Origin of the sequence: Neobacillus endophyticus (assembly GCF_013248975.1) — a bacterium.
GTDB classification, from domain to species: domain Bacteria; phylum Bacillota; class Bacilli; order Bacillales; family Cytobacillaceae; genus Neobacillus; species Neobacillus endophyticus.
Genome location: NZ_JABRWH010000001.1, coordinates 2,252,584 through 2,276,985 on the forward strand (window position 1 = coordinate 2,252,584; position 24,402 = coordinate 2,276,985).

The 24,402-nt window shown below is 39.2% G+C and carries 22 protein-coding genes; 13 read left to right on the forward strand and 9 right to left on the reverse strand.

All coding sequences use genetic code 11. From position 1 onward, the window contains the following. Nucleotides 1-24: 24 nt before the first annotated feature. Nucleotides 25-642, forward strand: coding sequence for an exonuclease domain-containing protein (locus HPT25_RS11025; protein WP_217269689.1), 618 nt, complete (start codon nt 25-27; stop codon nt 640-642). Between the two features lie 66 nt (nt 643-708). Here HPT25_RS11025 and HPT25_RS11030 read toward each other — a convergent pair whose 3' ends face one another. Next, the gene (locus HPT25_RS11030) at nt 709-1,806 is read right to left on the reverse strand and encodes a citrate synthase/methylcitrate synthase (RefSeq protein WP_173063667.1); all 1,098 of its coding nucleotides are present in this window, start codon (nt 1,804-1,806) and stop codon (nt 709-711) included. Nucleotides 1,807-1,914: 108 nt separating this feature from the next. On the opposite strand from HPT25_RS11030, the gene HPT25_RS11035 reads away from it, so the two are divergent. Beyond that, nucleotides 1,915-2,793: a LysR family transcriptional regulator gene (locus tag HPT25_RS11035; protein WP_173063670.1), complete on the forward strand. Its 879-nt coding sequence runs from the start codon at nt 1,915-1,917 to the stop codon at nt 2,791-2,793. 93 nt (nt 2,794-2,886) lie between these two features. On the opposite strand, the gene HPT25_RS11040 is transcribed toward HPT25_RS11035, so the two are convergent. The 4 genes from HPT25_RS11040 to HPT25_RS11055 all read right to left on the reverse strand — a co-directional run bounded on the left by HPT25_RS11040 (nt 2,887) and on the right by HPT25_RS11055 (nt 5,123). Next, on the reverse strand, nt 2,887-3,312 hold the full coding sequence (locus HPT25_RS11040) for a VOC family protein (protein WP_173063673.1): 426 nt from the start codon (nt 3,310-3,312) through the stop codon (nt 2,887-2,889). 357 nt (nt 3,313-3,669) lie between these two features. Continuing rightward, a complete protein-coding gene (locus HPT25_RS11045; protein WP_173063676.1) occupies nt 3,670-4,194 on the reverse strand; it encodes a DinB family protein in 525 nt (174 codons plus the stop codon). Between the two features lie 265 nt (nt 4,195-4,459). Beyond that, complete coding sequence (locus HPT25_RS11050; RefSeq protein ID WP_173063679.1) at nt 4,460-4,774, reverse strand: DMT family transporter; 315 nt, start codon at nt 4,772-4,774, stop codon at nt 4,460-4,462. Nucleotide 4,775: 1 nt separating this feature from the next. Further along, nucleotides 4,776-5,123 carry a DMT family transporter gene (locus HPT25_RS11055; protein ID WP_173063681.1) on the reverse strand — a complete coding sequence of 116 codons (348 nt, stop codon included), beginning with the start codon at nt 5,121-5,123 and terminating at the stop codon, nt 4,776-4,778. 212 nt (nt 5,124-5,335) lie between these two features. Between HPT25_RS11055 and HPT25_RS11060 the strand changes: the two genes are divergently transcribed. Then, nucleotides 5,336-5,728: a globin domain-containing protein gene (locus HPT25_RS11060; RefSeq protein ID WP_173063684.1), complete on the forward strand. Its 393-nt coding sequence runs from the start codon at nt 5,336-5,338 to the stop codon at nt 5,726-5,728. A gap of 44 nt (nt 5,729-5,772) precedes the next feature. On the opposite strand, the gene HPT25_RS11065 is transcribed toward HPT25_RS11060, so the two are convergent. From HPT25_RS11065 to HPT25_RS11075, 3 genes are read right to left on the reverse strand one after another with little or no spacing between them, the layout of a single operon-like run. After that, nucleotides 5,773-7,071 (reverse strand): ABC transporter substrate-binding protein, encoded by a 1,299-nt coding sequence (locus HPT25_RS11065; RefSeq protein WP_173063687.1) that lies wholly within the window; start codon nt 7,069-7,071, stop codon nt 5,773-5,775. 17 nt (nt 7,072-7,088) lie between these two features. Continuing rightward, nucleotides 7,089-8,669 (reverse strand): response regulator transcription factor, encoded by a 1,581-nt coding sequence (locus HPT25_RS29250; protein ID WP_173063690.1) that lies wholly within the window; start codon nt 8,667-8,669, stop codon nt 7,089-7,091. Next, complete coding sequence (locus HPT25_RS11075) at nt 8,666-10,486, reverse strand: sensor histidine kinase (protein ID WP_173063693.1); 1,821 nt, start codon at nt 10,484-10,486, stop codon at nt 8,666-8,668. Before HPT25_RS11075 ends, HPT25_RS29250 begins: the two co-directional genes overlap by 4 nt. 303 nt (nt 10,487-10,789) lie before the next feature. Here HPT25_RS11075 and HPT25_RS11080 point away from each other — a divergent pair, with 303 nt between their 5' ends. From HPT25_RS11080 to HPT25_RS11125, 10 genes are all read left to right on the forward strand, one after another. Then, on the forward strand, nt 10,790-12,097 hold the full coding sequence (locus HPT25_RS11080) for an ABC transporter substrate-binding protein (protein ID WP_173063696.1): 1,308 nt from the start codon (nt 10,790-10,792) through the stop codon (nt 12,095-12,097). Nucleotides 12,098-12,351: 254 nt separating this feature from the next. Then, nucleotides 12,352-13,206 carry a carbohydrate ABC transporter permease gene (locus tag HPT25_RS11085; RefSeq protein WP_173071058.1) on the forward strand — a complete coding sequence of 285 codons (855 nt, stop codon included), beginning with the start codon at nt 12,352-12,354 and terminating at the stop codon, nt 13,204-13,206. Beyond that, nucleotides 13,206-14,042, forward strand: a complete 837-nt coding sequence (locus tag HPT25_RS11090) for a carbohydrate ABC transporter permease (protein WP_173063699.1) — start codon at nt 13,206-13,208, stop codon at nt 14,040-14,042. Before HPT25_RS11085 ends, HPT25_RS11090 begins: the two co-directional genes overlap by 1 nt. Before the next feature lie 280 nt (nt 14,043-14,322). Continuing rightward, entirely contained in the window at nt 14,323-15,279 is a 957-nt protein-coding gene (locus tag HPT25_RS11095; RefSeq protein WP_173063702.1) for a carbohydrate kinase family protein, read from the forward strand. Nucleotides 15,280-15,291: 12 nt separating this feature from the next. Then, a complete protein-coding gene (gtfA, locus tag HPT25_RS11100) occupies nt 15,292-16,761 on the forward strand; it encodes a sucrose phosphorylase (protein ID WP_173063705.1) in 1,470 nt (489 codons plus the stop codon). A 246-nt stretch (nt 16,762-17,007) separates the two neighbouring features. Then, a complete protein-coding gene (locus tag HPT25_RS11105; RefSeq protein ID WP_173063708.1) occupies nt 17,008-18,006 on the forward strand; it encodes a LacI family DNA-binding transcriptional regulator in 999 nt (332 codons plus the stop codon). A 183-nt stretch (nt 18,007-18,189) separates the two neighbouring features. Continuing rightward, nucleotides 18,190-19,638 (forward strand): sucrose-specific PTS transporter subunit IIBC, encoded by a 1,449-nt coding sequence (locus tag HPT25_RS11110; protein ID WP_173063711.1) that lies wholly within the window; start codon nt 18,190-18,192, stop codon nt 19,636-19,638. A gap of 64 nt (nt 19,639-19,702) precedes the next feature. After that, a complete protein-coding gene (locus tag HPT25_RS11115; RefSeq protein ID WP_173071060.1) occupies nt 19,703-21,172 on the forward strand; it encodes a sucrose-6-phosphate hydrolase in 1,470 nt (489 codons plus the stop codon). Between the two features lie 16 nt (nt 21,173-21,188). Continuing rightward, a complete protein-coding gene (locus tag HPT25_RS11120) occupies nt 21,189-22,160 on the forward strand; it encodes a carbohydrate kinase family protein (protein ID WP_173063714.1) in 972 nt (323 codons plus the stop codon). Between the two features lie 231 nt (nt 22,161-22,391). Then, complete coding sequence (locus HPT25_RS11125; protein ID WP_217269690.1) at nt 22,392-22,538, forward strand: hypothetical protein; 147 nt, start codon at nt 22,392-22,394, stop codon at nt 22,536-22,538. 119 nt (nt 22,539-22,657) lie between these two features. Here the strand turns inward: HPT25_RS11125 and argH are convergent, their stop codons facing one another. After that, on the reverse strand, nt 22,658-24,214 hold the full coding sequence (gene argH / locus HPT25_RS11130) for an argininosuccinate lyase (RefSeq protein WP_173063717.1): 1,557 nt from the start codon (nt 24,212-24,214) through the stop codon (nt 22,658-22,660). Nucleotides 24,215-24,402: the final 188 nt, after the last annotated feature.

Consider the following 24,402-nt stretch of genomic DNA (forward strand, 5'->3'; position numbering starts at 1 on the left):
AATAAAGAAAATTGATTAAAGAGGATGATTCATGTGCGGAAGCAGGAGAAATTAGGGCTTCTATTAGACGTAGAAACAACTGGCCTGGGGCCAACCACCGATGAAGTCATTGAACTAGCTTTAAAGCTTTTTTCATATCACACGGAAACAGGGGAAATTATTGAAGTAGTAGATGAGGATGCCTTTTTGCGCGAACCTTTGTCTGATTCCGCACGGCAAAATTATAGCAGAGCTTTTCGAGTACATGGAATTCCTTATGAAGCAGTACGGGGGAAAAACTTCTATGATGAAAAGATCAGAACTTATTTTCATCGTGCTGATTCTGTATTTGCACACAATGCCTCCTTTGACCGCAGTTTTCTTGTTCATATGTACCCAGAGGTTAATGAAAAGAACTGGTACTGTACGATGAGAAATGTTACCTGGAAGCAATATGGTTTTGCGAATGGCAAATTACTTACTCTTTTAGAAGCACACAACATCACCAATCATCAAACACATAGAGCAATGGATGACATTACATACTTAATGGAGTTGCTCAAAAAAACAAGCCCGCAAGGTAACCTCTACCTTCAAGAGGTTCTGGAATATGGCCCTATGAGAAAATACAAACCGGCTGCATCACGGACCAAAATGGGCTGAGATTAATGAAGACAATGAATGGTGTCAGGCACCTTTTTGGTGCCTGACACCATTTTACTATAAACACTATTTCTCCGTTTTGAATGTTCCGATGAATTTGGATTGCGGTCTGAAGATGGTATTGTTTTCGGACTGTTCAAGGATGTGGGCGGTCCAGCCGACCATTCGGCTTGCGGTGAAGGTAGGTGTGAATAGTGCTGGGTCCATGTTAATGGCTTTCATAATGGCTGCGGCATAAAATTCTACGTTTGAGTATAAGGAGCGGCCTGGTTTTATTTCTGCCAAAACTTTTATGGCCGTTTCTTCTACAGACATGGCCAAATCAAGCCATTCATCCTGGCCGACAAGCTTCTGTAATTTTTCTTTTAAGGAAATGGCCCTCGGGTCACGTGTTTTATACACCCTATGTCCAAAACCCATTAATTTTTCGCCACGGTCCAGCTTTTCACGAATGACTTTTTCCGCGTCACCTGCAAGTGCAATTTCATTGAGAAGATCAATGACTCCTGAAGGAGCGCCGCCGTGCAATGGTCCTTTCATCGTGCCAATAGCTGAAGTGGCAGCGGATACTATGTCTGATTCTGTTGAAGCCGTTACTCTGGCCGCAAAGGTAGAGGCATTCATCCCATGTTCCAACGTTAATATCATATAGGTTTCAAGTGCTTCAACATGGGCTGCATTAGGAATTGAGCCATAGAGCATGTATAGATAATTTTTAACATGGTCTAGATCATTTCGTGGCGCTACATATTGTTTTCCCTCTAATTGTCTTGTTCGATAGGCAATTATCGTCGGTGTTAGGGCCGTTAATCGAATAGCCTGTGAAATGTTTGGTTTCCAGCCGTATTCACGATTGCCCGCTTCGGCAGAGACAGCTGTTCTAATGACACTCATCAAGTCCATTTCCGGCGGAAGAAGGTTGAGGATTTTTTCCATATATATTGGAAGCTCTCGATTTTGTTTGAGTTGTTCTTTTAAGAAATCCAGCTGTTCTGGGTCAGGAAAACTGCCATTCCAGAGAAGATAGGCTACTTCTTCAAATGAATAGTTTTTGGCTAAATCCCTGATTTCATATCCACGGTAAATCAGTTCCCCCTTTTCACCATCAATATGACTAATCAATGTTTCAGCGGCCACAATCCCTTTCAAACCTTTCTGTAACATATCAATCGCTCCTTTCTTTAAGTAGTATTATTTTATAAAATATATATAATTAAGAAAATTAAATGTTTTAAAAGTAATTGATTAATAATTTTAATAAGGGGGGGAAATATGGATTTTCAGTGGCTTAACACGTTTATTACGGCAGCAGAAAGCGGAAATTTTCGCAGAACGGCAGAGCTATTGTATATTTCACAACCAACGGTAACGGTTCATATTAAACAATTAGAAACAGAGGTAGGCGTTCAATTGTTTGAGCGGGAGGGGAAGAAAATAAAATTAACGGAGGCTGGAAGAAGGTATTTAATTCATGCCAGAAAATTGCTGGAGGTTTATCAAAGCGGCCTAGAGGACTTAAATTCCTTTAGCCAGGGTTATTCGTCAAAATTATCTATTGCCATTTCTCCTCTTATTGCAGAAACGGTTTTGCCGTTTGTTCTTAAAAGCTATACAATGCAGTATCCTGAAGTTGAAATTTCGGTACAAATAATTGAATCCATCTACATTGAACAAGCAGTATTAAAAGAAGAGGTGGATATTGGGCTCTCCTGTCTAAGCAGCAGCCACCCCCATTTAATATGTGAGCTTTTATATCAAGATAAAGTAATCCTAGTGGCTCCGCATGACGGAAGGGATGCTGAATCCGCACCTCCATTAGATGAGGAAGAAGTACTGACAACTAATTATCTTTTAAGCCATAATCATCCAGGATATTGGGACAGCCTTACTCGAGCTGTAAAAAGTAAATACCCAAGCGTCCGAATGATGAAGGTTTCACAGGTTCACATCACAAAACGTTTTATAGTGGAAGGGTTAGGAGTGTCATTTTTGCCGACATCAACTGTCAGAAGGGAATTATTAGAGGGAAGATTATTGGAAGTAGATTGCCAATCAATCTATTTACCGGAAGCTAACACTTACTCCATCATGAAATACAATCACTCCAAACAAAAGGAATTTTTAAAATTTATTGCAAACTATCGAATCTAACTATAGGATTGTTGTTTATATTGAATAGTCCATAAAAAAACGGTCCTTAATCTAAAACCTTTTAGGACCGTTTGACTTTCTTATATTAACATTTTAATGTTTTCCGTCAGTGAAAACTTGGAAATTAATTCCGAACTTGTCGATGACACTGCCATATGCAGGACTAAAAAAAGTCTCTTGCAGCGGCATTGTTACTTGACCGCCATCTGACAGCGCATTAAACATTTCTTTTGCTTTGTTCGCATCATCAGTGGAAATACAAATGGTCACTTGATTACCGCTTTGATGCGGCTGGCCTGGGAACGTGTCAGATAACATTAGTTCTGTTTCGCCAACTTTAATCGTTGCGTGAGAAATACGATCTTTTGCCTCAGCTGGAATTGGAAACTCAGGGTTTTCTGGCATTTCACCGAATGATTGGCTAAAAAGAACCTGGGCACCTAAAGCCCTTTCATAAAAATGAATAGCTTCCTTTGCATTACCGTCCATAACAAAATAAGGGATCAATTTCAATGACATAACAACAGCTCCTCGGGTACTTGTATTTTATAAAACAAACTCTCATGGATAAAAAGAGCAGGCCATACTGAAATAATAAACACTCACACAACCCATCTCCAATATTACCCATAAACTGATTATATTATAAGGAACGTACGTTCGCAACTAGAATTATTTAAAAAATGAAGACCCTGCCCTTTGAAATCAAAAGTTCGTTTCATAATAAAATGATGTCCACCGAGGACGGACAATTGTCCGCGACTGGTGCCTGACACCACAATTTGACACCACAATTGACACCACAATGTGACACCACAATGGGGTGATACCCAATGGTGACACCGCGAAGGGCACCATTTCGTTGACAGGGCTCTCTTATTTCAATTTTGCTAGGTATCTTTCGTTGATGATGTTGCGGTGATGTGTTTCGTGGCCGGCGATGATGTAGGCGACGGCGCGGGTGGTGACTTCGGTGTTATTGGCGAAGCCTTTGTTGTCCCAGGCTGATTGGGGCATGTTTTCGATTAATGTGATGGTGGCTTTTCGTGTGGCAATAAAGTCGTCCAGAACATTTTTTAATGGAAGCTGTTCCACAAAGGATCCTTTTACATAAACTTCCTCGTTAAAACCGGCTAATGGTGTTTGGTCACCGCGGCCGATTCGAAGGAGGCGATAGCTCATAATTCTTTCCGTATCGGTTATATGGCTGAGAACTTCTTTTATGCTCCATTTGCCGGGCTCATAGCGGAAATGTTCATCGGCTTCAGAAATACCATCAAAAAGGGTGATTACCTTTTCAAGGTTTTCTTTAAGAATGGTTAATAAATCTCCTTCTGGGACGGAGGAAACATAAGGAAGATAATACTCAGGATACTCAATTTGATTTGGTCGTTGCAGCATGGAAATCTCTCCTTTCAAAATACGACTGTTATAGTGAAACAATTGTCATTTGGGGAGGACGCGTCATATGAAATTCATTCCAATTCCTAATCCCCACATCCCATCCTATCATAATATTCAAATTATTTGAATAAACCAGGCATTTACTCAAAAGAAAAAAGAGGCTGTTGGTCAAATAGTCAAGCAGCGCCTCTCTTTCTGATACCTCTCTATTCTATTAAAAAATTGACTGGGACTTTCACTAAGCCGGCCGCATGAACTCCATCTACGCAAATATCCTTAAACCAATGACCCCAATGATAATTAAAATGACACTTATGACTCGGCCGCTATTTTTTGACTCGCCAAAAAGGAACATATTAATTAAAACCGCACCGGCAGTGCCTATACCAATCCAAACGGAATAAGCAATACTTACTTGTAAATAATGGAACGACCTATATAAAAATACTAACGAAGATCCAAATCCGCCAATATAAAGGATTCCGTTACGCAAAGTTTTCTGCTGGCTGTATAACTTTAGCCCGGCTGCTCCGATAATTTCCCCTGTCCCTGCCAGGATGACCAATAACCAGCCCAAATTAAGCAGCCCCCTTCAAGACATCTTCTTCAGGCTTGTCATCTGCCAGGTTTAATCCGATTACGCCAATAATAATAATCGCCATAAAAATGAGCTTGCTGACGCTAAAGCTTGCCCCGAAAAGGAAAATATCCATTAATGCGGTTCCGATCGTTCCGACTCCAGAAAAAACAGCATATACAGTTCCGGTAGGGAGGTGTTCACATGCTTTCGGAAGGATATGGTAGTCTGATAAAATAATCAGAATGACAATGGCCCACTGCCACCAGTTATGTGCTTGATTAAATCCATAAACCCATGCTAATTCAAATAAGCATGTTAAAATAACATAGATCCAACTTTTATTCATACTTTTTCACCTCATTCAAGCAGTGAAAGTGCATTTGACTTGTGCTTGAAGCTTTTTACATTATTTTAGAATATCATAATTCCTTTAAAAGGTGTAGGATAGAAAAGAAAAACAAGTTGTTCCTTCGTGTGATTTAAATCACAAAATAACATGTAACTAAACATTATAATGATCAAAATAGGGGAAAATTAAAAGAGGATGGTGAAAGAAAGATGGAATACAGTTTCAGATCACTTTACGACGAAATCGGAGGGCAGGAGACAATCGAAAAGCTTGTTGAAGCCTTTTATCCAAGAGTATATGCCGATGAGGATTTGGCTCCATTGTTTCAAGGGGACATGGATGAAATTAAAAGAAAACAAAAGCTGTTTTTGCCACAATTTTTAGGGGGACCAGCCCTATATAGCATGGAGTTTGGGCCACCTGCAATGAGAGCACGCCACATGCCATTTGAAGTAACACCAAAAAGAGCAAAAGCCTGGCTGCGATGCATGAAGGAAGCCTTCGAAGAGATCGGCTTGGACAAAAATCAGGCAGGTCCCGCATTTTATGATCGCTTAACACAAGTGGCCGGAATAATGGTGAACAGCCCGGATATAGATTAAAAAGGTAAAATCAAAGGCTCCCCCTGACAGAGTGGAGCCTTTGATTATTTTTTTAATTTCGCCCAGGTAGCATCCAAAGATTTTTCGGTTTCTTCTTTTGTTATTTGCCCGCTAATGTATGATTGGAGGGCTGTGGCAAAATCCTTGCTTGCGCCATCAGGGTATTTCATAAATTGCCAAGAATATGTTTTTCCTGCTTTCATATATTGAAGAATATCGTTTCCTAAGGGGCCGATGTCTTCGGCTTTTGCCTCAATGTTTTTAAAGGCAGGAATATATTTGAAGTCTTTTGTTAATGCTGTTGTACCTTCGGAAGAGGAAACCATCCAATTTAAAAACTCTTTTGCCGCTTTTTTATCAGCTTCAGGTGCTTTTTTATAAATCACCCAGCTGCTAGGCACGTCTACCATTAAGCGATCAGATTGAGAAGGATCATCTGTAAGCGGCATGGGAATAAAGCCAACATCCATGTTAGGGGTCAACTTATCGAGCAGCGGCTGGATCCAATTACCCTGTTGGATCATGGCAGTTTCACCTTTAGCAAACTGAGTAACCTCTGTATTGTAGTCTGTTGTTAGCGGATTTTTATTCCCGTACTTAATCGTTAAATCTAATAGTTTGAAGTAGTCGTCAAAATATTTGTTTCCTTCCATTTTCGCCTTGCCTGAATTTAAACCAGGGATGAAGTTTTCGCTTTCCGTTTGGGCGTAAGCAAATGGAACATTTAGTCCATGGTTCGCTAATACCCACCACTCAGCATACCCCACCGAGAATGGTGTGATTCCTGCCGCTCTCAGTTTTTCCGCCGCGGTCTTTAACTCAGTAAAAGTTTTGGGAAGCTCTGTTATACCAGCCCTTTTAAATAATGCTTTATTGTAAATGAATCCGTAACCTTCCAAATTGACCGGCTGCCCATAGACCTTCCCATCAATTGTCATCGGTTTTAATGCACCTGGATAGGAATCTTTCACCCAAGGCTGATCGGACAAGTCCTCTAATTCATCTTTCCAGGTAATAGCCGCCTGGTAACCCTCACTTGTAAACATATCCGGTGGCTTACCTGAAGCAAATTCAGCTTTTAATCCTCCCAGCATGTCTGCACCAAAGCCAACTGTTTCTATATTAAAAGTAACGTTTGGATGTTCTTTTGTATAAAGGTCCGTTAACGCTTTTAATTGGTCGGCAATTTCCAATTTTCCTTGTAAGATATCGATTACTACTTTATCTTTTTTGATTTGATTACTTTTCGAGGTTCCGTTTGTGCTGCCGTTAGAACAAGCCGAAGCTAAAAGAAGGAACAGAGCGAGTATCCCGGCAATTAACGGAATTTTTTTAATCGGCATAACATTTTCCCTTTCGTTTATACATAAAGTGCCCGGTATTCATTTGGTGTAAAGCCTTCCACTTTTTTAAAAACTTTACGGAAATATTTGTCATCCTGATAGCCAATCATGTTGGCGATTTCATAAATCTTTAGATGACTGTTCTTCAATAAAGATTTGGCTGTTTCGATGCGGATATTTACAATATAATCAGAAATATTTACGTTAAATTCCTGTTTAAATCTCCGGGAAATATATTCTCTGCTAAGATAAAAATGCTGTGATATTTCCTGCAGTTTCACATCGCGATCAAAATTTGCCTGCAAATATTTTTCGATTTCGTAAATGGAATTTGAATGATTCTGTTCAGAGGTCCTCTTTATTCTTTTTAAAAAATGTGTAATCTCTCGCTTAATCCGATATTTATATGCTTCAAGCTGGAAAGTGCCTTTTTCATCGAAAAATATATCGATGCGGCTATCGAGATCCTCAGAAACTTTAACAGGAATTTGATAGATCTTAAACCAGCGGCTGCTGATCATTAAATATTCATTTTCAAACCTCAGAAGCTGCTGCGGTGATAAATAATGGTTTTCTGTATAGTCGGCTTCGATTTGTGAAATTAAATCAGTAAATGCTCCAATTTCTCCTGCTTGGATGGCCAGTTCAATGTTTGCCGAATAGTCCATTAGACTTCGTAATGGAGCAGTCTTTAAAATATCTTGACGGGAAATACGCGTATCCATTACTTCTAAAATATTACTATATAAGAGTACCTGTTTAGCATGCTGATAAGACTCCATTAATTTAGAGCTTTCATTTACCATAATTCCGATCCCGATAGGACATGTGACCTTTAACACGTTTTGAATCATTTGATAGATATTCTTTAAAATCTCATGAATATGGTCGAACTCGCTCCAAAAAACAATGACAATTTCACCTGAGGCGGAAATATTACGGAATCCAACTCCGCACTTTTTCTCCATAACCATTTCGTTAATGATATTTAAAATCGTAAAGTAGGCTAAATCCTGATCTCCTGAAAAATCGCCAAGAATTTTGCTGCTTACTCGGACAAGGGCAATCAAATAATTTTGTGAGGGGAGAAAGCTTAATTCATCGTACCAGTTCTTCCTCATAATATCGCCTTTTAAAAGCTGGGTGAGCTGGCGGTCACGGTAAACAGGTTTCATTTCGTTCATGATTTGTGCACTGTTTTGCCGAAGTTTCCGCTCAGCTTCATCCTTTTTCCATTCGGAAACGGCTTTTTCCAATGTTGAATTTAATATTTCCGGATCAATGGGCTTTAATAGATAGTCTAAACTGCCGGAATGAAGGGCTTTGCGCATATAATGATAATCATCGTATCCGGTTACTACTATCGTCTTGCTATTAGGCTGATTTTCTTTAATCCACTCCAACAGCCGGGTTCCATCCATTTGCGGCATTTTCATATCGGAAAAAATAATCTCGGGTCTATTGGTTTGAATGAGAGAAATGGCTTCTTCACCGTTGCCTGCTTCAAAAATTTCTGTTATTCCATTTTTCTCCCACGCTCCAAGGAGTCTAATTCCTTCGCGTACATGTTTTTCATCATCGACAATTAAAACCTTCACGTATGCTCCACCTCTGTATCCATAATCTTAGGGATCTCAATGTTAACCGTAAAGCCTGATCCATCAAGGCTGTTAATCGACATTTTTGCTTGTTGATGGTAATAAATTTGCAGGCGGTCATAAATATTTTTTAAACCGATCGCTTCTCTATGCTTGTCTTCAACGCTCGCATTATGAAATACTTGTCTGCGAATTTGCTGGAGTTGTTCTTCACTTGCACCTGCGCCATTGTCCATGAAACGAATGCAAAATATTTCATCAGTCTTGAGCCAGGCATCAATCTGAATCACGGCTTTATCGATATGCTGGTCAAGTCCGTGCTTAAAACAATTTTCAACAATTGGCTGCAGGATCATTTTGGGTACAAGGATTTGTTCCGCTTCTTTTTCAATATTCAGCTCAAATTCAAATTGTTCGGCAAATCGCTGCTTTTGTAATAATAGATAGGATTTAACATGCATAATCTCTGAAGTAAGCGGAACAATATCTTCCTTCATATTCATACTGTATCGCATCATAACGGCTAAAGAAGTAAGCAGTGTATATACTGGAACTGCATTAGATTTAAGTGCCAATGTGCCGATAGACTGGAGAGAATTATATAAAAAATGCGGGTTGATTTGCGATCGCAGTACTTTTAACTGTGACGCTTTATTTTCAATATCCAATACATATTCCCGTTGAATTAATTCGTTTATTTTGGCAATCATCGATTTAAATGTCCGGCCAAGCATACCGATTTCATCATTGCCCAATGAATCAAAATCTGCCTCAAACTCTCCTTTTTCCACTCTTTTCATATTGGCATTTAAGACCTTTATTGGAGCAGTAATCTTAAAGGAAACAACCAAGGTTGAAATTAACACGATAATCAGAGTGATAATGCCAATTATAATATTCATGAGTGCGGTTTCTCTTGCGCTTTGATAAAGGACATTGTAGGGGATTCTTTTTACGATATACCATCCTTTATAAGGAGAGGAGAATTTGTCATATACAATAACCCCATTGAAATGCGAGTCTTTCCATACTAGGCTTTTTTCTGTCTGGTAATCTTGCTTTATACGAGAAAACCATTTTTCACTATTCTTTTTGCCGATTACTTTTTCATTGGACGAATAAATAATCGTTCCGCTTTTATCCATGATATAAAGATCTTCTTCCCCTTTGGTATATAAACGATCCGCAATCGAGCGGATTTTAGAAAGATTTATATCAATGGAGAGAAAGCCTAATAACTTGTCAGAAGGAACATCTCTTAATATATTATGGAAACTTAAAACCTTCTTTTTTTCTGAATTGGGGATAAATGACATATTATTATAACTATAGATTTCATGCGGCGGTTCAATCATTGAAAAACGGCTTGTCTTCATTAAATTGGCATAATAAGGCTGAGTAAAAATATGATCATACTTGCCTCTGCCGCTAATCGTAGAATGATAGATCGTATAGGAATCTTTTCCATTATGAATATAAAGATGCATTTGTTCGATCTCAGGGCGCGTATTAAATAAATAAGCGAGAGCCTGGTGAACTTCTTCTTGATTTATATCCAAGTTTTCGGAAATTCCATCCCTCATGACATTCATAAATGGAGTATAGCGGTAGAGAACGGATGACATTTGTGCAACATCATCCAAATAAACGGACAGTTCTTCCTCACCTTTTTGAATCAAATCATGATTAGTAGACACAAAGCGGTTATTCAGCGATTTCGTTGTTTGAAAATAGGTGATGGCGATCGAGCTTCCGAATGGAAGTACAGTTGCAGCTAATAATAAAATAATAAGCTTTGTGCGAATACTCCAACCCATAACGAAACGTCTTGGTTAGTTCTCAATGTAAAAGCAGCTCATAGTGCTTTTTGCCTAACCTTCCTCCTTTTTATATAGGGATTTTCTCTATTTTAGCATAATTCTATTTTTTTTCTTCACTCATCTTGTATTTTTCATCATGGTATATAGTTCAATATTTTCCACCCTACAAGTCAATGTAAGCAGTTTCATATTTACGTAGAATAACTAAAATTTAAGATATAGGAGGTGCGGTGAGCACAGACAAAAGCAGTCGAAAAATATCGAAGGCACGGCCTTCTTGAAGAAAGAGGAGATGAAGGAATGGTTAATATGAAAGGCTTCTTTAAAAAGTCAACAATGATTGGCGCTGCTGCCGCTTTAACACTTTCGTTGGCAGCCTGCAGCGGGAACTCATCGAAAACTGCGTCTAGTTCCGATTCACCAGTAAATATCATCATTACAAACGGTAAAGGTGAAATTGACGCTCAGTTCAAACAAGCAGCAAAAGACTTTATGAAAGAGTATCCAAAAATTCATGTTGATGTGGAATCAGTGGCAGTTGGGGATACATTGAATATTTATGATAAACTAACAGCTTCCGGGAAAACGGTTACAATGGCCATGTTTGACCCTTATAGCACCATGCATAAATACAAAAATGTGGGAATTGATCTTTCAAACGAAAAATGGAATGCGGACACAACATATGCACTTAAGGATGCAAATGGAAAAGTCGTTGGTTTCCCATTTGCGGTAGAAGGCATGGGTCTTGTCTATAATCAGAAAGTATTGGATAAAGCAGTAGGTGGAACTTTTGATCCGTTCTCCATTAATACCCAAGATAAATTAAAAGCACTGTTAGACAAGATTAAGGCATCTGGTGTGAACTATCCTGTGGCTTATCAAACAGAGGCGTGGTCTGTAGGAAATCACTTCAGTTCTCTATTCTTGAATCAGGAAAGTGATCCGAACACTATGTTGGATCAGTTAAAAGCAGGAAAACTTGACCTTACTAAAAACGCGGTATGGAATGGCTATTATAATACCATGGACATTTTAGCATCAAAAGATTATGACAAGTACGGCGACCGCCCGCTTGGACAATACTATGATTCCGCACACGTTGCTGTAGGCAAAGGGGAATCTGCCATTCTATTTAATGGTGACTGGGCATATGATTCACTGAAAGCAGTGGCAGGCGATAACTTCGGATTTATGCCAGTTCCAGTGGATAATAATCAGGACAATCCACTTAACAACAAAATTCCAGTTGGCCCAACACAGGTAATGGTAATCAATAAAAAGGCTTCTAAAGAGCAGCAGGATGCCGCTAAGAAATTCCTAAATTGGCTTGTATACGATAAAGCAGGTCAAGACTTTGTAGTAAACAAATCGCAAGTGATTTCTGCGTTCAAAAATAATACAAATAAAGTAACAAACCCACTTGGTGTTGCCATCAGTAATGCGATTGCACAAAATAAGACAATGCCGTTCAGCACAAATTATATCAATCCGGCAGATTGGTCTACGATCATTGGGCCAGAAGTTCAAAAGTATATTGGAAAACAAGAGTCCAGAGCTGACTTAGCAAAAGCTTTAGAGTCCTACTATACAAGTCATCAAGATTAATTCTTTATCAAATCTAGTTTGGAGAAAAGAAATAAAGTGGGCGGGAAGAAACAATCTCGCCCATTTGTTTTTAATTTAGGCTATGTTAAAGCAAATAGTTGATTGGCGCGAAAATCAACAGCTAATTTGAAACAGCCTTACTTTAAGATAGGATGTGAAAACAAATGCTTGCCAAAAAGGTTGATGAGATCAATTATAATCCCGAGGTTAGTAGAAAAGCGGTTGCGAAGCATCGAAAAAGGAACTTTGCCAATATGGGAAATTCGCTGTTATTTCTTGGCCCCTCTACCTTTTTCTTTGCTATTACTGTTCTTATCCCATTTATATACGGAATTTATCTTACGCTGAATAAAATGGATTCTCCTACAGATCCCATGGTGTTTTCTGGGTTGCTTAATTACGTGAATGCCGTTAAAGATGCCCAGTTTTGGAGTTCCTTATGGTTAACACTTAAGTTCGTCGTGGCAACCGTCTTTTTTGTGAATCTTGTTGGCTTTGGCCTTGCCTACCTTGTTACTTCAGGAATAAAGGTGCAAAACTCGCTGAGAACGGCTTATTTTACGCCAAATTTAATTGGTGGCTTAGTTCTTGGTTATATATGGCAGTTTGTGTTTGTGCAATCATTACCTGCATTGGGAGAAAAACTAGGGATATCCTGGCTGAAACTTGGCTGGTTAGGTGATCCCCATATGGCCTTTTGGTCGCTGGTTCTCGTTACGATCTGGCAAACCTCCGGCTATATGATGATTATATTTATTGCCGGTCTAATTAGTATTCCAAAGGATCTTATAGAGGCAGCAAAGATTGATGGGGCTGGCCCTTTCAGAAGACTTATCAATGTAACCCTGCCGTTAATGGTGCCGTCATTTGTTGTTACCGTCTTCTTGTCTCTGAAAAATGCGTTTATGGTCTATGACTTGAACTTCTCATTGACAAAAGGCGGACCTTTTAACAGTACCTTGATGGTTTCCATGCACGTGGTAAATAAAGCTTTTGTTGAATCAAACTATGGAACAGGGCAGGCAGAGGCCATTATTTTATTTATCATTGTCGCAGTTGTCACCGGCATACAAGTCTATTCCAGTAAGAAAATGGAGGTTGAAGCATAATGGCTGGCAAAAGAATGGTGACTTCCACTTTCATTTATTTGATTTCATTTATAGCATTGATTTGTTTTATCTTTCCATTTATTCTACTCGTTCTCAATTCATTCAAAAGTAATGGAGAAATTTTAACAAATCCATTCTCATTGCCGCATCATTGGAATTTTGCTCATTTCAATGATGTAATCACCAAAATGAATTTTTTAGTTACATTTAAAAATTCATTTATTATAACGACGATCAGCACACTTCTCATTGTTTTTTTCTCTGCGATGGCAGCGTATCACCTTGTGAGAAAACCAACGAGATACAATAAATTATTTTTTACCATTTTAGTCGCTTCCATGGTGATCCCGTTTCAATCATTGATGATTCCGCTGATTTATATTTATGGAGCAAAGCTGCAATTGATTGATTCTATACCAATTCCGCTATTAATCTTCTTTTATATTGGTTTCGGAAGCGCGCTTTCCATCTTTATGTTTCATGGATTTATTAAATCCATTCCAGTTGAAGTGGAGGAGGCAGCCAGAATTGATGGCTGCAACACGTTACAAACATTCTTTTTAATCGTTTTTCCTATGCTTAAACCCATCACAGTTACGATTGCGATTTTAAATGTATTATGGATTTGGAACGACTACTTGCTTCCATCTTTAGTACTAAATGACGAAAGTGTCTATACGATGCCGGTACAAATGAAAGTATTCAACGGCACGTATATGAACAACTGGGAGCTGTTGATTCCAGCTATCCTATTAACTGTACTTCCTATCCTAATTATGTACATGATCGGTCAGAAATCCATTATTAATGGGGTTATGCAAGGGTCGATTAAATAGAAAAAGCTCCGTTGGGGCTTTTTTTTTGGCCGATAGGGAGTATAACTTTCCTATCAGGCATAAGGGCGTCAAGGATGCTTCGTGAGCATTAGCCTCGCAGTCGAAAAGCTGTGCTTTTCGGAGAACTACGCCTCTGTCTTCGCCCTGCCAGGCTCGCTAGTCGGCGAGTTTTCTTTATGTTCAATATTTTCCACCCTATATATCAATGGAAGCGGTTTAATTACTGATTTTCTTTTTCTAAAATAGAAGGTAAAATTGAATGTTTTCTGGAGGAAATCAGATGCTGAAGTTTGATGAGAAGGTTGAATTTCAAAATAACAGACATGATATCTTAACGGCGGGAGAACTTCTTATTGATATGATCTCCTCCGATTACGATGGAAACTTTGAGAGCAATACGTACCATAAATTTTTTGGAGGCTCCCCTTCAAATATCGCGATGAACGTAAAGAAACTGGGGATCCATTCTCTTGTTGCTTCTGCTGTGGGAGAAGATGGCTTGGGAGATTTTTTAATCAAGCAATTGCAGATAGCCAATATCGATACGTGCTGTGTTCAGCAAGTGGGCTACTCTACGAGCATGGTTGTTGTGACAAAGAGTAAAGGAACTCCAATTCCTATCTTTTATCGCCATGCCGACTATCATTTAGCCTATACTTCGCATCTTGAAGAAGCGCTGCTGAATTCCAAGATCATTCATTTTTCGTGCTGGCCGATATCGGTGGAACCGGTTCGCGGCACAATCGAAAGGATAATTGAGAAAGCAAAAGAAAACAATCTCTTAGTAGGTTTTGATCCAAACTATCATCCTATGATTTGGCAAAGGGGAGAAGATGGTGTTGAGTATGTGAAATCTATTATCTCTAAGGTGGACATCGTCAAGCCGTCTGAGGATGATGCGGAACGATTATTTGGGAAGGACACTCCTGAAAAGCAGTTGGAAAAGTTTTTGAAGCTGGGAGCAAAGCTGGTCATCCTGACATTAGGCAAGGATGGTGCCATAGTATCAAATGGAACAGAGACAGTTAAATTGGATACTTTAGCCACAGAGGTAGTAGATACAACAGGTGCAGGAGATGCTTTCTGGTCAGGATTTTATACAGCATTGGTGAAGGGGTATACGATTCGGGAGGCCTTAAACTTCGGATTTGCTGTAAGTGCTTATAAGTTGAGATTTACTGGTGCTGTTGTCAATTTGCCGAAGCTTGAAGTCATCAAGGAAATGTATGGTTTATAGGAGGAAGAGAAAATGTCAGTTAAAAATCAGGTTCAGCTCATTACATATCCGGATTCTCTTGGAGGAGATTTAAAAGCATTGAATCAAGTCCTTTTATCCTATTTTTCGGATGTTTTTAAAGGAGGAGTTCATATTCTCCCGCCATTCCCATCTTCAGGAGACCGGGGCTTCGCACCGTTGACTTATTTGGAAATTGAGCCAAGCTTTGGAACGTGGGAGGATATTCGGACGATCGGAGAAAACTTTGATGTATTGGTCGATTTAATGGTAAACCATATTTCAAGGCAGTCTGAATATTTTCAGGATTTTCTTAAAAAAGGGCGTAAATCGCCGTATGCTGATCTTTTTATCACTTTGGATAAGCTTTGGGAAGATGGTAATCCAGTTCAGGAAGACATTGATAAAATGTTTTTACGAAGGCCGCTGCCATATTCGGCCTTTACAATCGAAGAAACCGGTAAAGAAGAGCAGGTTTGGACGACATTCGGCAAGACTGATCCTTCCGAGCAAATCGATTTAGATGTGAAATCCGAGAAGGTAAAACAGCTGCTTACGGAGTTCTTTATAAATTTTAAAAAGCAAAATATAAAGATTGTTCGGTTGGATGCTGTTGGTTATATCATTAAAAAGTTGGGGACGAGCTGCTTTTTTGTTGAGCCGGAAATCTACGAGTTCCTTGATTGGATCATGGAGTTGGCCAATTCTTTAGATATTGAATTGCTTCCTGAAGTTCATGCCCATTACACTACACAGTACAAGTTGGCAGAGCATGGCTGTTGGATTTATGACTTCATTTTACCTTATAGAATATTGGATACCTTGATTAATAAATCCAGTGGTGATCTTTGTGAATATTTAAAAACGCGTCCGCATAAGCAGTTTACGATGCTGGACTGCCATGACGGAATTCCTGTTAAACCCGATCTGGATGACTTAATTGACACGAAAGAAGCTAGGCAAGTAGTCGTTGAATGCTTAAAAAGAGGCTCCAACCTCAGTCTCATTTTGTCAGATGAGCATAAGGCAGAAGATGGCTTTGATGTTCATCAAATTAGAGGCACATATTATTCTATTTTGAATGAAGAGGATGATACCTACTTGGCGGCGAGAGCGATTCAATTTTTTGCACCGGGAGTTCCACAAGTGTATTATGTAGGGCTGCTGGCAGGGGTAAATGATGTGGAAAGAGTGAATGAAACTGGAGAAGGCCGAGAACTTAACCGTCACAATTACAGCCTGGAAGAAATCGAACAGTCACTTGAAAAAGAGGTGGTGCAAAGGCTTTTAAAGCTAATCAGATTTAGAAATGAATATGGTGCCTTTAATGGAGAGTTTAAGGTGTTAGAATCTGCAAATGATGAAATTCGTCTTTCGTGGGAAAAGGATTATCATCATTGTATGTTATATATTGATCTTAAAACGAACAAGACCGTTATTGAATATCTTGATGAGCACGGTGAGTTAATTCAATATATCGTGTAAAACAAGAAAAGGGTTAGAGGGATCTGCCTGAAAATGACGAAGCGCTGCGCATTTAATGAAATGGCAGTGCTTTTTTGTCTTTCAATTTATTAACAAGAAAAATCCTCCCCCCATTTTGATATATTTCCCATCAGTACTCAGTAATCATTTATTAAAAATAAGATGTTCACCTTCCATAATGACAAAGCTTGTTCTGTCCCATATTTTCACATATGATATAGTTATATAACTATTGGAGATGAAAAAATGAGCAAAACAATTGCTGATATCGCAAAGATTGCTGGAGTGGCTAAAAGCACTGTTTCGCGATATCTAAACGGAGGATCTGTCAGCGAAGCAACAAAGAAAAAGATCGAAAATGTTATTAAAGAAACAGGATATATTCCTAATACGTTTGCTCAAAGTTTAAAGGCAAAAAAGCCAAATATTATCGGCACCATCATCCCGCGTCTTGATTCTTATGCAGCCTCGCAAACTTTAATCGGAATTGATGAACAGTTAAGAGAATTAAATTATCAAATGTTGATTTCCAACAGCAGCCAAGATTTAGAGCGCGAAATTGAAAACATTTATAGCTTGGCTCGGCAAAAGGTTGCTGGAGTTATTCTATTGGCTACTCAAATAACGAATGCTCATTTGGAAGCCTTTGAAAAGGTACAAATCCCCATATTGCTGGTTGGTCAACAGCACAAGACTGTTCATAGTATGATCCATAATGATTATGATGCAGCCTTCGAAATGGGAAAGTACGTTCTTGCCAAAGGTCATCGGAGGATTGCATTTTTAGGTGTGTCCGAAAAGGATATTGCGGTAGGCGTTAAGAGAAAAGAAGGCTTTAAACAGGCCATTCTAGAAGCGAATGAAACGGAAGTGAAATTTTATGAAACAAGCTTTAAAATAGAAGATGCATTAGCCATTACGCCTGCCATTATTGATGAATTTAAACCTTCTATAATAGTTTGTGCAACGGATAACATCGCCCTTGGCGTAATGAAGGCAGCGTATCTAAAAGGGGTTCGTATACCGAATGATTTATCCATAACAGGATTTGGAGGTTACGAGATTACTGAAATCATCCATCCCAGTTTAACGACGGCTAAGTTTTATTATCAGGATGCAGGGCGAATGGCTGCTCAAAGCATGTTAAAGTTAATAAATGGTGAAGAAATAAAGTCATTAATTGTATCAAAATATAAAATTATTGATCGAGAAAGCGTTGACAACCTTTTGAAATATAAACTATAATATATTTAGAACCGGTTCCAATCCCGGTTTTCGTTTACCGGTGATTTGGAACCGGTTCCTTAATGGTATTATTTTTTTATTCGATATTGGAACCGGTTCTATAAACTGATGTTTTGCTATTAGATTTACTTTTAGGCATTAAATGATTTCCAAACCTAAAACTATAACTAAAGGAGAATGGTCATGAATTACAAGAGTATCGCTCAAGAAATCTTGGATGCAATTGGCGGGAAAGAAAATGTTTCTGCTGCTGCACACTGTGCAACGAGATTACGCCTAGTCTTACATGATGAAGGGAATGTGGACCAAGCAACGTTAGATGGTTTAGATATTGTAAAAGGAACATTTTCAACATCTGGACAATATCAAATTATCTTAGGGGCTGGAATTGTAAATGAGGTATATAAGCATTTCATTGATATGGTGGGAATTTCGGAGATGTCAACCACACAAGTGAAAAGTGCAAGTGCCAAAAAAATGAATCCGCTTCAAAAGCTAGTTAAACTGCTTTCAGATATCTTTGTTCCTATTATCCCAGCCATCGTAGCTGGCGGTCTATTAATGGGGATTAATAATGTCCTGACTGCAAAAGATTTATTTATTCATGGGAAGTCACTAATCGATGCAAACCCTGGTATTGCTGATTTAGCTTCGATGATTAATACTTTTGCAAACGCTGCCTTTGTCTTTTTACCGGTTTTACTAGGTTTTTCAGCCACCAAGCGGTTTGGAGGAAATGCTTATTTAGGTGCTGCCTTAGGAATGATTATGGTTCACCCGGATTTATTGAATGCCTATAATTATGGGGCTGCTCAAATCGCTCACAAAGTTCCTGCTTGGCACATTCTTGGATTTACCATTGAAAAAGTTGGATATCAGGGAACTGTCTTACCGGTTCTTGCTTCTTCGTTTATATTAGCTAAGCTTGAAACTAATTTACGGAAAGTAATCCCGTCAGCATTAGATAACCTTTTAACACCATTACTATCTATTTTGGTAACAGCTGTTTTAACTTTTACTTTTGTCGGTCCCATTACACGGACTGCAGGAGACCTTTTTACAGGTGGGATCGTTTGGTTTTACAATACAACAGGCTTTGTCGGCGGTGGCATTTTAGGTTTTTTCTATGCTCCAATCGTTATTACTGGAATGCATCAAAGCTTTATTGCGGTTGAAACACAATTGCTTTCTAATATCGCTAAAACGGGTGGAACCTTTATCTTTCCAATTGCCGCGATGTCAAACGTTGCTCAGGGGGCAGCAACCTTGGCAGTACTGCTTGTAACAAAAGATAAAAAAATGAAAAGTCTAGCATCGGCATCAGGAATCTCTGCTTTATTAGGAATTACAGAGCCAGCCATGTTTGGAGTGAATTTAAAACTAAAATATCCATTCATTGGCGCTATTGTTGGTTCAGGAATCGCTTCAGCTTTTATTACTTTGTTTAAAGTGAAAGCAATAGCATTGGGGGCTGCCGGTCTTCCTGGGATTATATCCATTAAACCAAATGCCATTCTTTTCTATGTCATTGGTATGGGGATATCATTTGTGATTGCCTTTTTCTTAACGATGGTATTGGCAAAAAGACAAGCTAAAAAGCAATTATTAGAAGGTGAGGAAAAAGCAGCTTAATAAATAGAAGAGAACAGGGGGAATCGAGTGATTCTCCTTTCATAGTTAAAAGGAGATAAACATGATGATTTGGACAACTGAACAGCGTTATCGCCGCATTGAGGATGCGAGACCGGATGAAGTCACTCAATTAAAAGAAAAAGTAAAAGCCTGCAAATGGCGGCAAACGTTTCATATTCAACCTGAAACAGGACTACTCAATGATCCTAATGGTTTTTCTTACTATAATGGTGAGTACCATTTATTTTATCAATGGTTCCCGCTTGGGCCAGTACACGGATTAAAATATTGGTATCATACTAAATCAAAGGATCTTGTTCATTGGGAGAATGTTGGTGTGGGAATTGAACCTTCCAGCTATTTCGACAGTCACGGAGCTTATTCCGGTAGTGCAATCGAGCATGAAGGAAAGCTTTATTTACTCTATACAGGAAATACGCGAGATGAGAATTGGCTGAGACATCCTTATCAATGCTTAGCAATCATGAATGAACAGAATGAAATTCAAAAGCTGGAACATCCTGTTATTGCGAGTATCCCAAACGGATATACAGATCACTACCGAGATCCTAAGGTATGGAAAGAAGGCAGCTTGTTTTACGCCGTGATTGGTGCGCAACGGGAAAGTAAAGACGGCTGTGCCGTTCTCTATCGTTCATCAGATTTGCTAAACTGGCAGTTTCAAGGGGAGTTAAGCACTAATTTGAAAGATTTCGGCTATATGTGGGAATGTCCGGACTATTTCGAATTAGATGAACAAGGTGTTCTCCTTTTTTGTCCTCAAGGCATTATGCCGAAAGAAGATAATTTCCACAACATTTATCAATCTGGATATATACTTGGTAACAAGTTGGACGTTAACAATTTGTCGATGCCACATGGTTCTTTTCATGAGCTGGATAAAGGATTTGACTTTTATGCTCCTCAAACTATTCAAGCCCCAGACGGGCGGCGGATATTAGTAGGCTGGATGGGTCTTCCGGATATTGAGTATCCAACTGATAATAGCGGCTGGGCGCACTGTTTAACATTGCCAAGGGAATTGTCAATCCGAAATGGCAAATTGATTCAACAGCCTGTTAAAGAACTTGAGTCCCTGCGTGGGGAACAACAGAATGTTGAAGATCTGCTTAACCATGATAAGAAAGTGTATGATGCATTTTCCGGAACAGCTTTTGAAATGATTTGTCATTTCGAGAATTACGATGCGGAAGAGTTCGGGATTGAATTCAGGGCAGGGGAGATAGAAAAAACCATTATTAAGTATGATGCAGCTGAGAGGAAAGTAGTACTCGATCGAACTCTCTCAGGGGAATCGGTGGCAGAAGATTATGGAACGGTAAGAAAAGGCTATTTGAAAGCACAAAAGATTAAGTTTCATATGTATGTAGATACATCTTCTGTCGAAATTTTTGTGAATGATGGTGAAGAGGTATTTACGAGCCGGATTTTCCCGAATTCAGATAGCCAAGACATTCGCTTCTTCTCAAATGGAAAGACACGGTTCAATGCAACAAAATGGGATTATCAATAATATCAGAGGTGGAAACATGAACAGCAGCTTATTCGCAATTGGTGAGGTTTTAATAGATTTCATTCCCCTTCAAAAAGGGGAAATGTTGAAAAACGTAGTGGAGTTTGAACGGGCACCTGGAGGGGCCCCTGCCAATGTTGCCGCTGCCGTAGCAAGGCTGGGAGGGAAATCTTCGATGATTTCGAAATTAGGTTTGGATGCCTTTGGAGATTTTCTTATTGAGACATTGAACCAAACCGGTGTAGAGACGGATAAAATATTGAGAACGGATGTAGCTAATACAGCACTTGCTTTTGTTTCATTACGAAATGATGGGGAAAGGGATTTTTCCTTTTACCGTAATCCCTCAGCTGATCTCTTAATGAAAGAAGAGGAAATTGCCGGAGATTGGTTTTCAAGTGGAGATATCCTTCATTTTTGCTCTGTTGATTTGGTTGAAAGTCCCATGAAACTGGCGCATATAAAGGCGATTCAGGAAGCAAAACAAAACGGCGCGCTGATTAGCTTTGATCCCAATGTTCGGCTGCCATTATGGAAGAACCCGGATCATTGCCGGGAAACAATCGTGAGTTTTATCCCGAAAGCGCATCTTTTAAAAATCTCTGATGAAGAATTATCATTTATTACGAATATGGATCATGAGGAAGAGGCTATTCGCTCCCTATTTATTGGAGATGTTCGGGCTGTCATCTATACTAAAGGAGCAATGGGCGCAGAACTTTATCTTAAAGATGAACAATTTATATCAAAAGGATATAGAGTCACTGTACAGGATACAACAGGCGCAGGGGATGCCTTTGTCGGCGGTTTCTTGTATCAGCTGCTTGCCAACAACGTGACGCCTCTTAATTTGGAGGATATTTGTAGAAGGAATCATGACGAATTTCTTCAGTTTGCCAATGCAGTTGGGGCACTGACTACAACGGGAAAAGGGGCTATTAGTTCTCTTCCTAATAAAGAACAAGTATTAGAGTTAATGGGGATATAATTTGATATACAGGCTGGATAAGGCCAGGATGTACTGATCTCAAATGGAAGCTCAGTATTTCCTGGCTTTTTTGTAGGCGTACTTCAAAGTGATTAAAAATTCACAAAATATTCGCTACTTTATTGGCCAAACTCCATATAAAATAATAATAAAGCAATAGGAATGGATTTTAGAAAGGTTTTTGACAAACTAAAATGCTCAATTTTTCACAAAAAAGAAAGGAGGATTATGATGGAAGATGTATGTATTTATTGTGGCAAGGAATTGGCCAATATGGAAAGAAACAGGGCAATATGCTGGGATTGCAGGGATAAAATGACCGAAACATATGATGAAGAACTGGAAAGTAACGTAAAAGAAGAATCATATCGTTTTTAAGATTAGGCAGTGCTAGAGCTCACTGTATTGTTTGAAGCAGAAATCATCAGTCAAAATTAAAAACAAATCTAGGACCACTGAAAGTTGATCAGTGGTCCCTATTATTTGAAGGGAGACTGTTACTTTTCTTCGTTCAAACACCATTCCAACAGTACGGTATCTAGGTAAAGAAACGATTTTTCAGATTTGTCCCTGGCTGTTATTAACCATGACTTATGATCAGTTTGCTTTTGGCTTCTGCTCTCAATCATTCTTCTTACTTCGTCTGGATTGGGGCCGCCGGGAAGAGAACGAACTTTTACAAAATAATCGGGGTCCAGTGATTGCCGCAGCTGTTCCTCATTCAGAAGCACCGGTTTGCCGATTGCCTCTAACGCAGCTTCATTGACATGTGCTAATGTAATTTGATGAGCTGGTTTTCCTTGTGATATGGCTCTTTTCACGATCTTGCTTGCAATTTGATGAGCCGTACGGAATGGAAGTATATCCGTTCTGACTAAAGTGTCGGCTAATTCTGTGACGACAGCGAAACTGGCTTGTGCCCGCTCTCGAAGCACTGCTTTATTCACTTCAGCAGTCCCCATCACATAGGCCATGAGTCTGCACAATTTCTCCAGCAAATCTAAACTCCTCCACCCATATGGCTGCATATCATCCTCTGTATCTACAATATCGCCAAATGGTGTATTGTGAATCATCGTCAATACTGTTTGAGTATTACCCACACAACTGGAAAATAGCGAGCGTAAATGTTCGAGTGAAACCGGATTGCGCTTTTGCGGCATGATGGAGCTTGTTTGTACATACGGATCAGCAACCTTTAGTACTGAATACTCTTGAGTACTCCATAACAACAAATCTTGGACGACGCGGCCGAGGCCCATCGCCGCAATTTGAACAGCTGACATGACTTCAGCGATATAATCAGCCCCAGCAATGGCATCATAGGAGTTTTCGATGAAACCATCGAAGCCTAATAGCTCCATCATTCTTTCTCTATTAATACGGAATCCAGAGGTTGTAAAGGCGGCAGCTCCCATCGGACTTTGATTACACTGATGGTAAGCCGTTTTCAACCGCTGTATATCCCTATTTAATGAATCGACCACAGCCATGATATAGTGGCCAAGCGTTGTTGGCTGGGCCTGCTGTGTATGGGTATAGCCAATCATGAGTGTCTGTACATGCTCAGTGGCAAATTTCAATAATTGATCCTGTAATAGTAGGACGGAAGAAATGGCAGTTTGTAATTTTCCACGAAGCGCCAGCCGGAACATGGTAATACACATATCATTTCGGCTCCTGGCAATATGAAGATTGCCAGCGATATCTCCTGCAAGATGGAGCAATTCTTTTTCCACCTGAAAAAATAGATCCTCTACTTGTCCGGAATAGTGGGAGTTGCGAATAGAGTGTAAATCCAAGCTCCTGATTGCCTTGGCAATCTGGCGGCTGTCTTTTTTCGATAATAAGCCCTGTTCAACCAGCATAATAAGATGGGCTTTATTAATAGCCATCATCGGCTCCAGTAAATGCAGCTTCGCCTCATCATACGCTGGTTTAAGGACAACTTCTGTATAGGTTTTTCCAGGAAAATGATGGCCTTCATTTAAAAAAATCCGGTTTTGGTGGTTGCTTTGTTTTCCCTGTGATTCTCCTTCATTTTGGGCTTCCATTTTCGTTTCCCTCCTCTGTTTTTAATTATCTTATTCATAAAGGGGATGTAACAGGTAAAAAGCATAATTAAAAAAAGCAAAATAGTTTATATTTTCGTTAGATGGTCTATGTTTCTGCCCCAACATACCCTTTAAGATAAATGTATCGTTTTACTTTATGAGAAGGGATGACAAAGTTCTCTGAATTC

Bases quoted from the DNA above. Each gene is read 5' to 3' on its own strand.
- HPT25_RS11025 (WP_217269689.1), top strand. From the start codon at position 25: ATGATTCATGTGCGGAAGCAGGAGAAATTAGGGCTTCTATTAGACGTA.
- HPT25_RS11030 (WP_173063667.1), bottom strand. From the start codon at position 1,806: ATGTTACAGAAAGGTTTGAAAGGGATTGTGGCCGCTGAAACATTGATT.
- HPT25_RS11035 (WP_173063670.1), top strand. From the start codon at position 1,915: ATGGATTTTCAGTGGCTTAACACGTTTATTACGGCAGCAGAAAGCGGA.
- HPT25_RS11040 (WP_173063673.1), bottom strand. From the start codon at position 3,312: ATGTCATTGAAATTGATCCCTTATTTTGTTATGGACGGTAATGCAAAG.
- HPT25_RS11045 (WP_173063676.1), bottom strand. From the start codon at position 4,194: ATGCTGCAACGACCAAATCAAATTGAGTATCCTGAGTATTATCTTCCT.
- HPT25_RS11055 (WP_173063681.1), bottom strand. From the start codon at position 5,123: ATGAATAAAAGTTGGATCTATGTTATTTTAACATGCTTATTTGAATTA.
- HPT25_RS11060 (WP_173063684.1), top strand. From the start codon at position 5,336: ATGGAATACAGTTTCAGATCACTTTACGACGAAATCGGAGGGCAGGAG.
- HPT25_RS11065 (WP_173063687.1), bottom strand. From the start codon at position 7,071: ATGCCGATTAAAAAAATTCCGTTAATTGCCGGGATACTCGCTCTGTTC.
- HPT25_RS11075 (WP_173063693.1), bottom strand. From the start codon at position 10,486: ATGGGTTGGAGTATTCGCACAAAGCTTATTATTTTATTATTAGCTGCA.
- HPT25_RS11080 (WP_173063696.1), top strand. From the start codon at position 10,790: ATGGTTAATATGAAAGGCTTCTTTAAAAAGTCAACAATGATTGGCGCT.
- HPT25_RS11085 (WP_173071058.1), top strand. From the start codon at position 12,352: ATGGGAAATTCGCTGTTATTTCTTGGCCCCTCTACCTTTTTCTTTGCT.
- HPT25_RS11090 (WP_173063699.1), top strand. From the start codon at position 13,206: ATGGCTGGCAAAAGAATGGTGACTTCCACTTTCATTTATTTGATTTCA.
- HPT25_RS11095 (WP_173063702.1), top strand. From the start codon at position 14,323: ATGCTGAAGTTTGATGAGAAGGTTGAATTTCAAAATAACAGACATGAT.
- gtfA (WP_173063705.1), top strand. From the start codon at position 15,292: ATGTCAGTTAAAAATCAGGTTCAGCTCATTACATATCCGGATTCTCTT.
- HPT25_RS11105 (WP_173063708.1), top strand. From the start codon at position 17,008: ATGAGCAAAACAATTGCTGATATCGCAAAGATTGCTGGAGTGGCTAAA.
- HPT25_RS11110 (WP_173063711.1), top strand. From the start codon at position 18,190: ATGAATTACAAGAGTATCGCTCAAGAAATCTTGGATGCAATTGGCGGG.
- HPT25_RS11115 (WP_173071060.1), top strand. From the start codon at position 19,703: ATGATTTGGACAACTGAACAGCGTTATCGCCGCATTGAGGATGCGAGA.
- HPT25_RS11120 (WP_173063714.1), top strand. From the start codon at position 21,189: ATGAACAGCAGCTTATTCGCAATTGGTGAGGTTTTAATAGATTTCATT.
- HPT25_RS11125 (WP_217269690.1), top strand. From the start codon at position 22,392: ATGGAAGATGTATGTATTTATTGTGGCAAGGAATTGGCCAATATGGAA.
- argH (WP_173063717.1), bottom strand. From the start codon at position 24,214: ATGGAAGCCCAAAATGAAGGAGAATCACAGGGAAAACAAAGCAACCAC.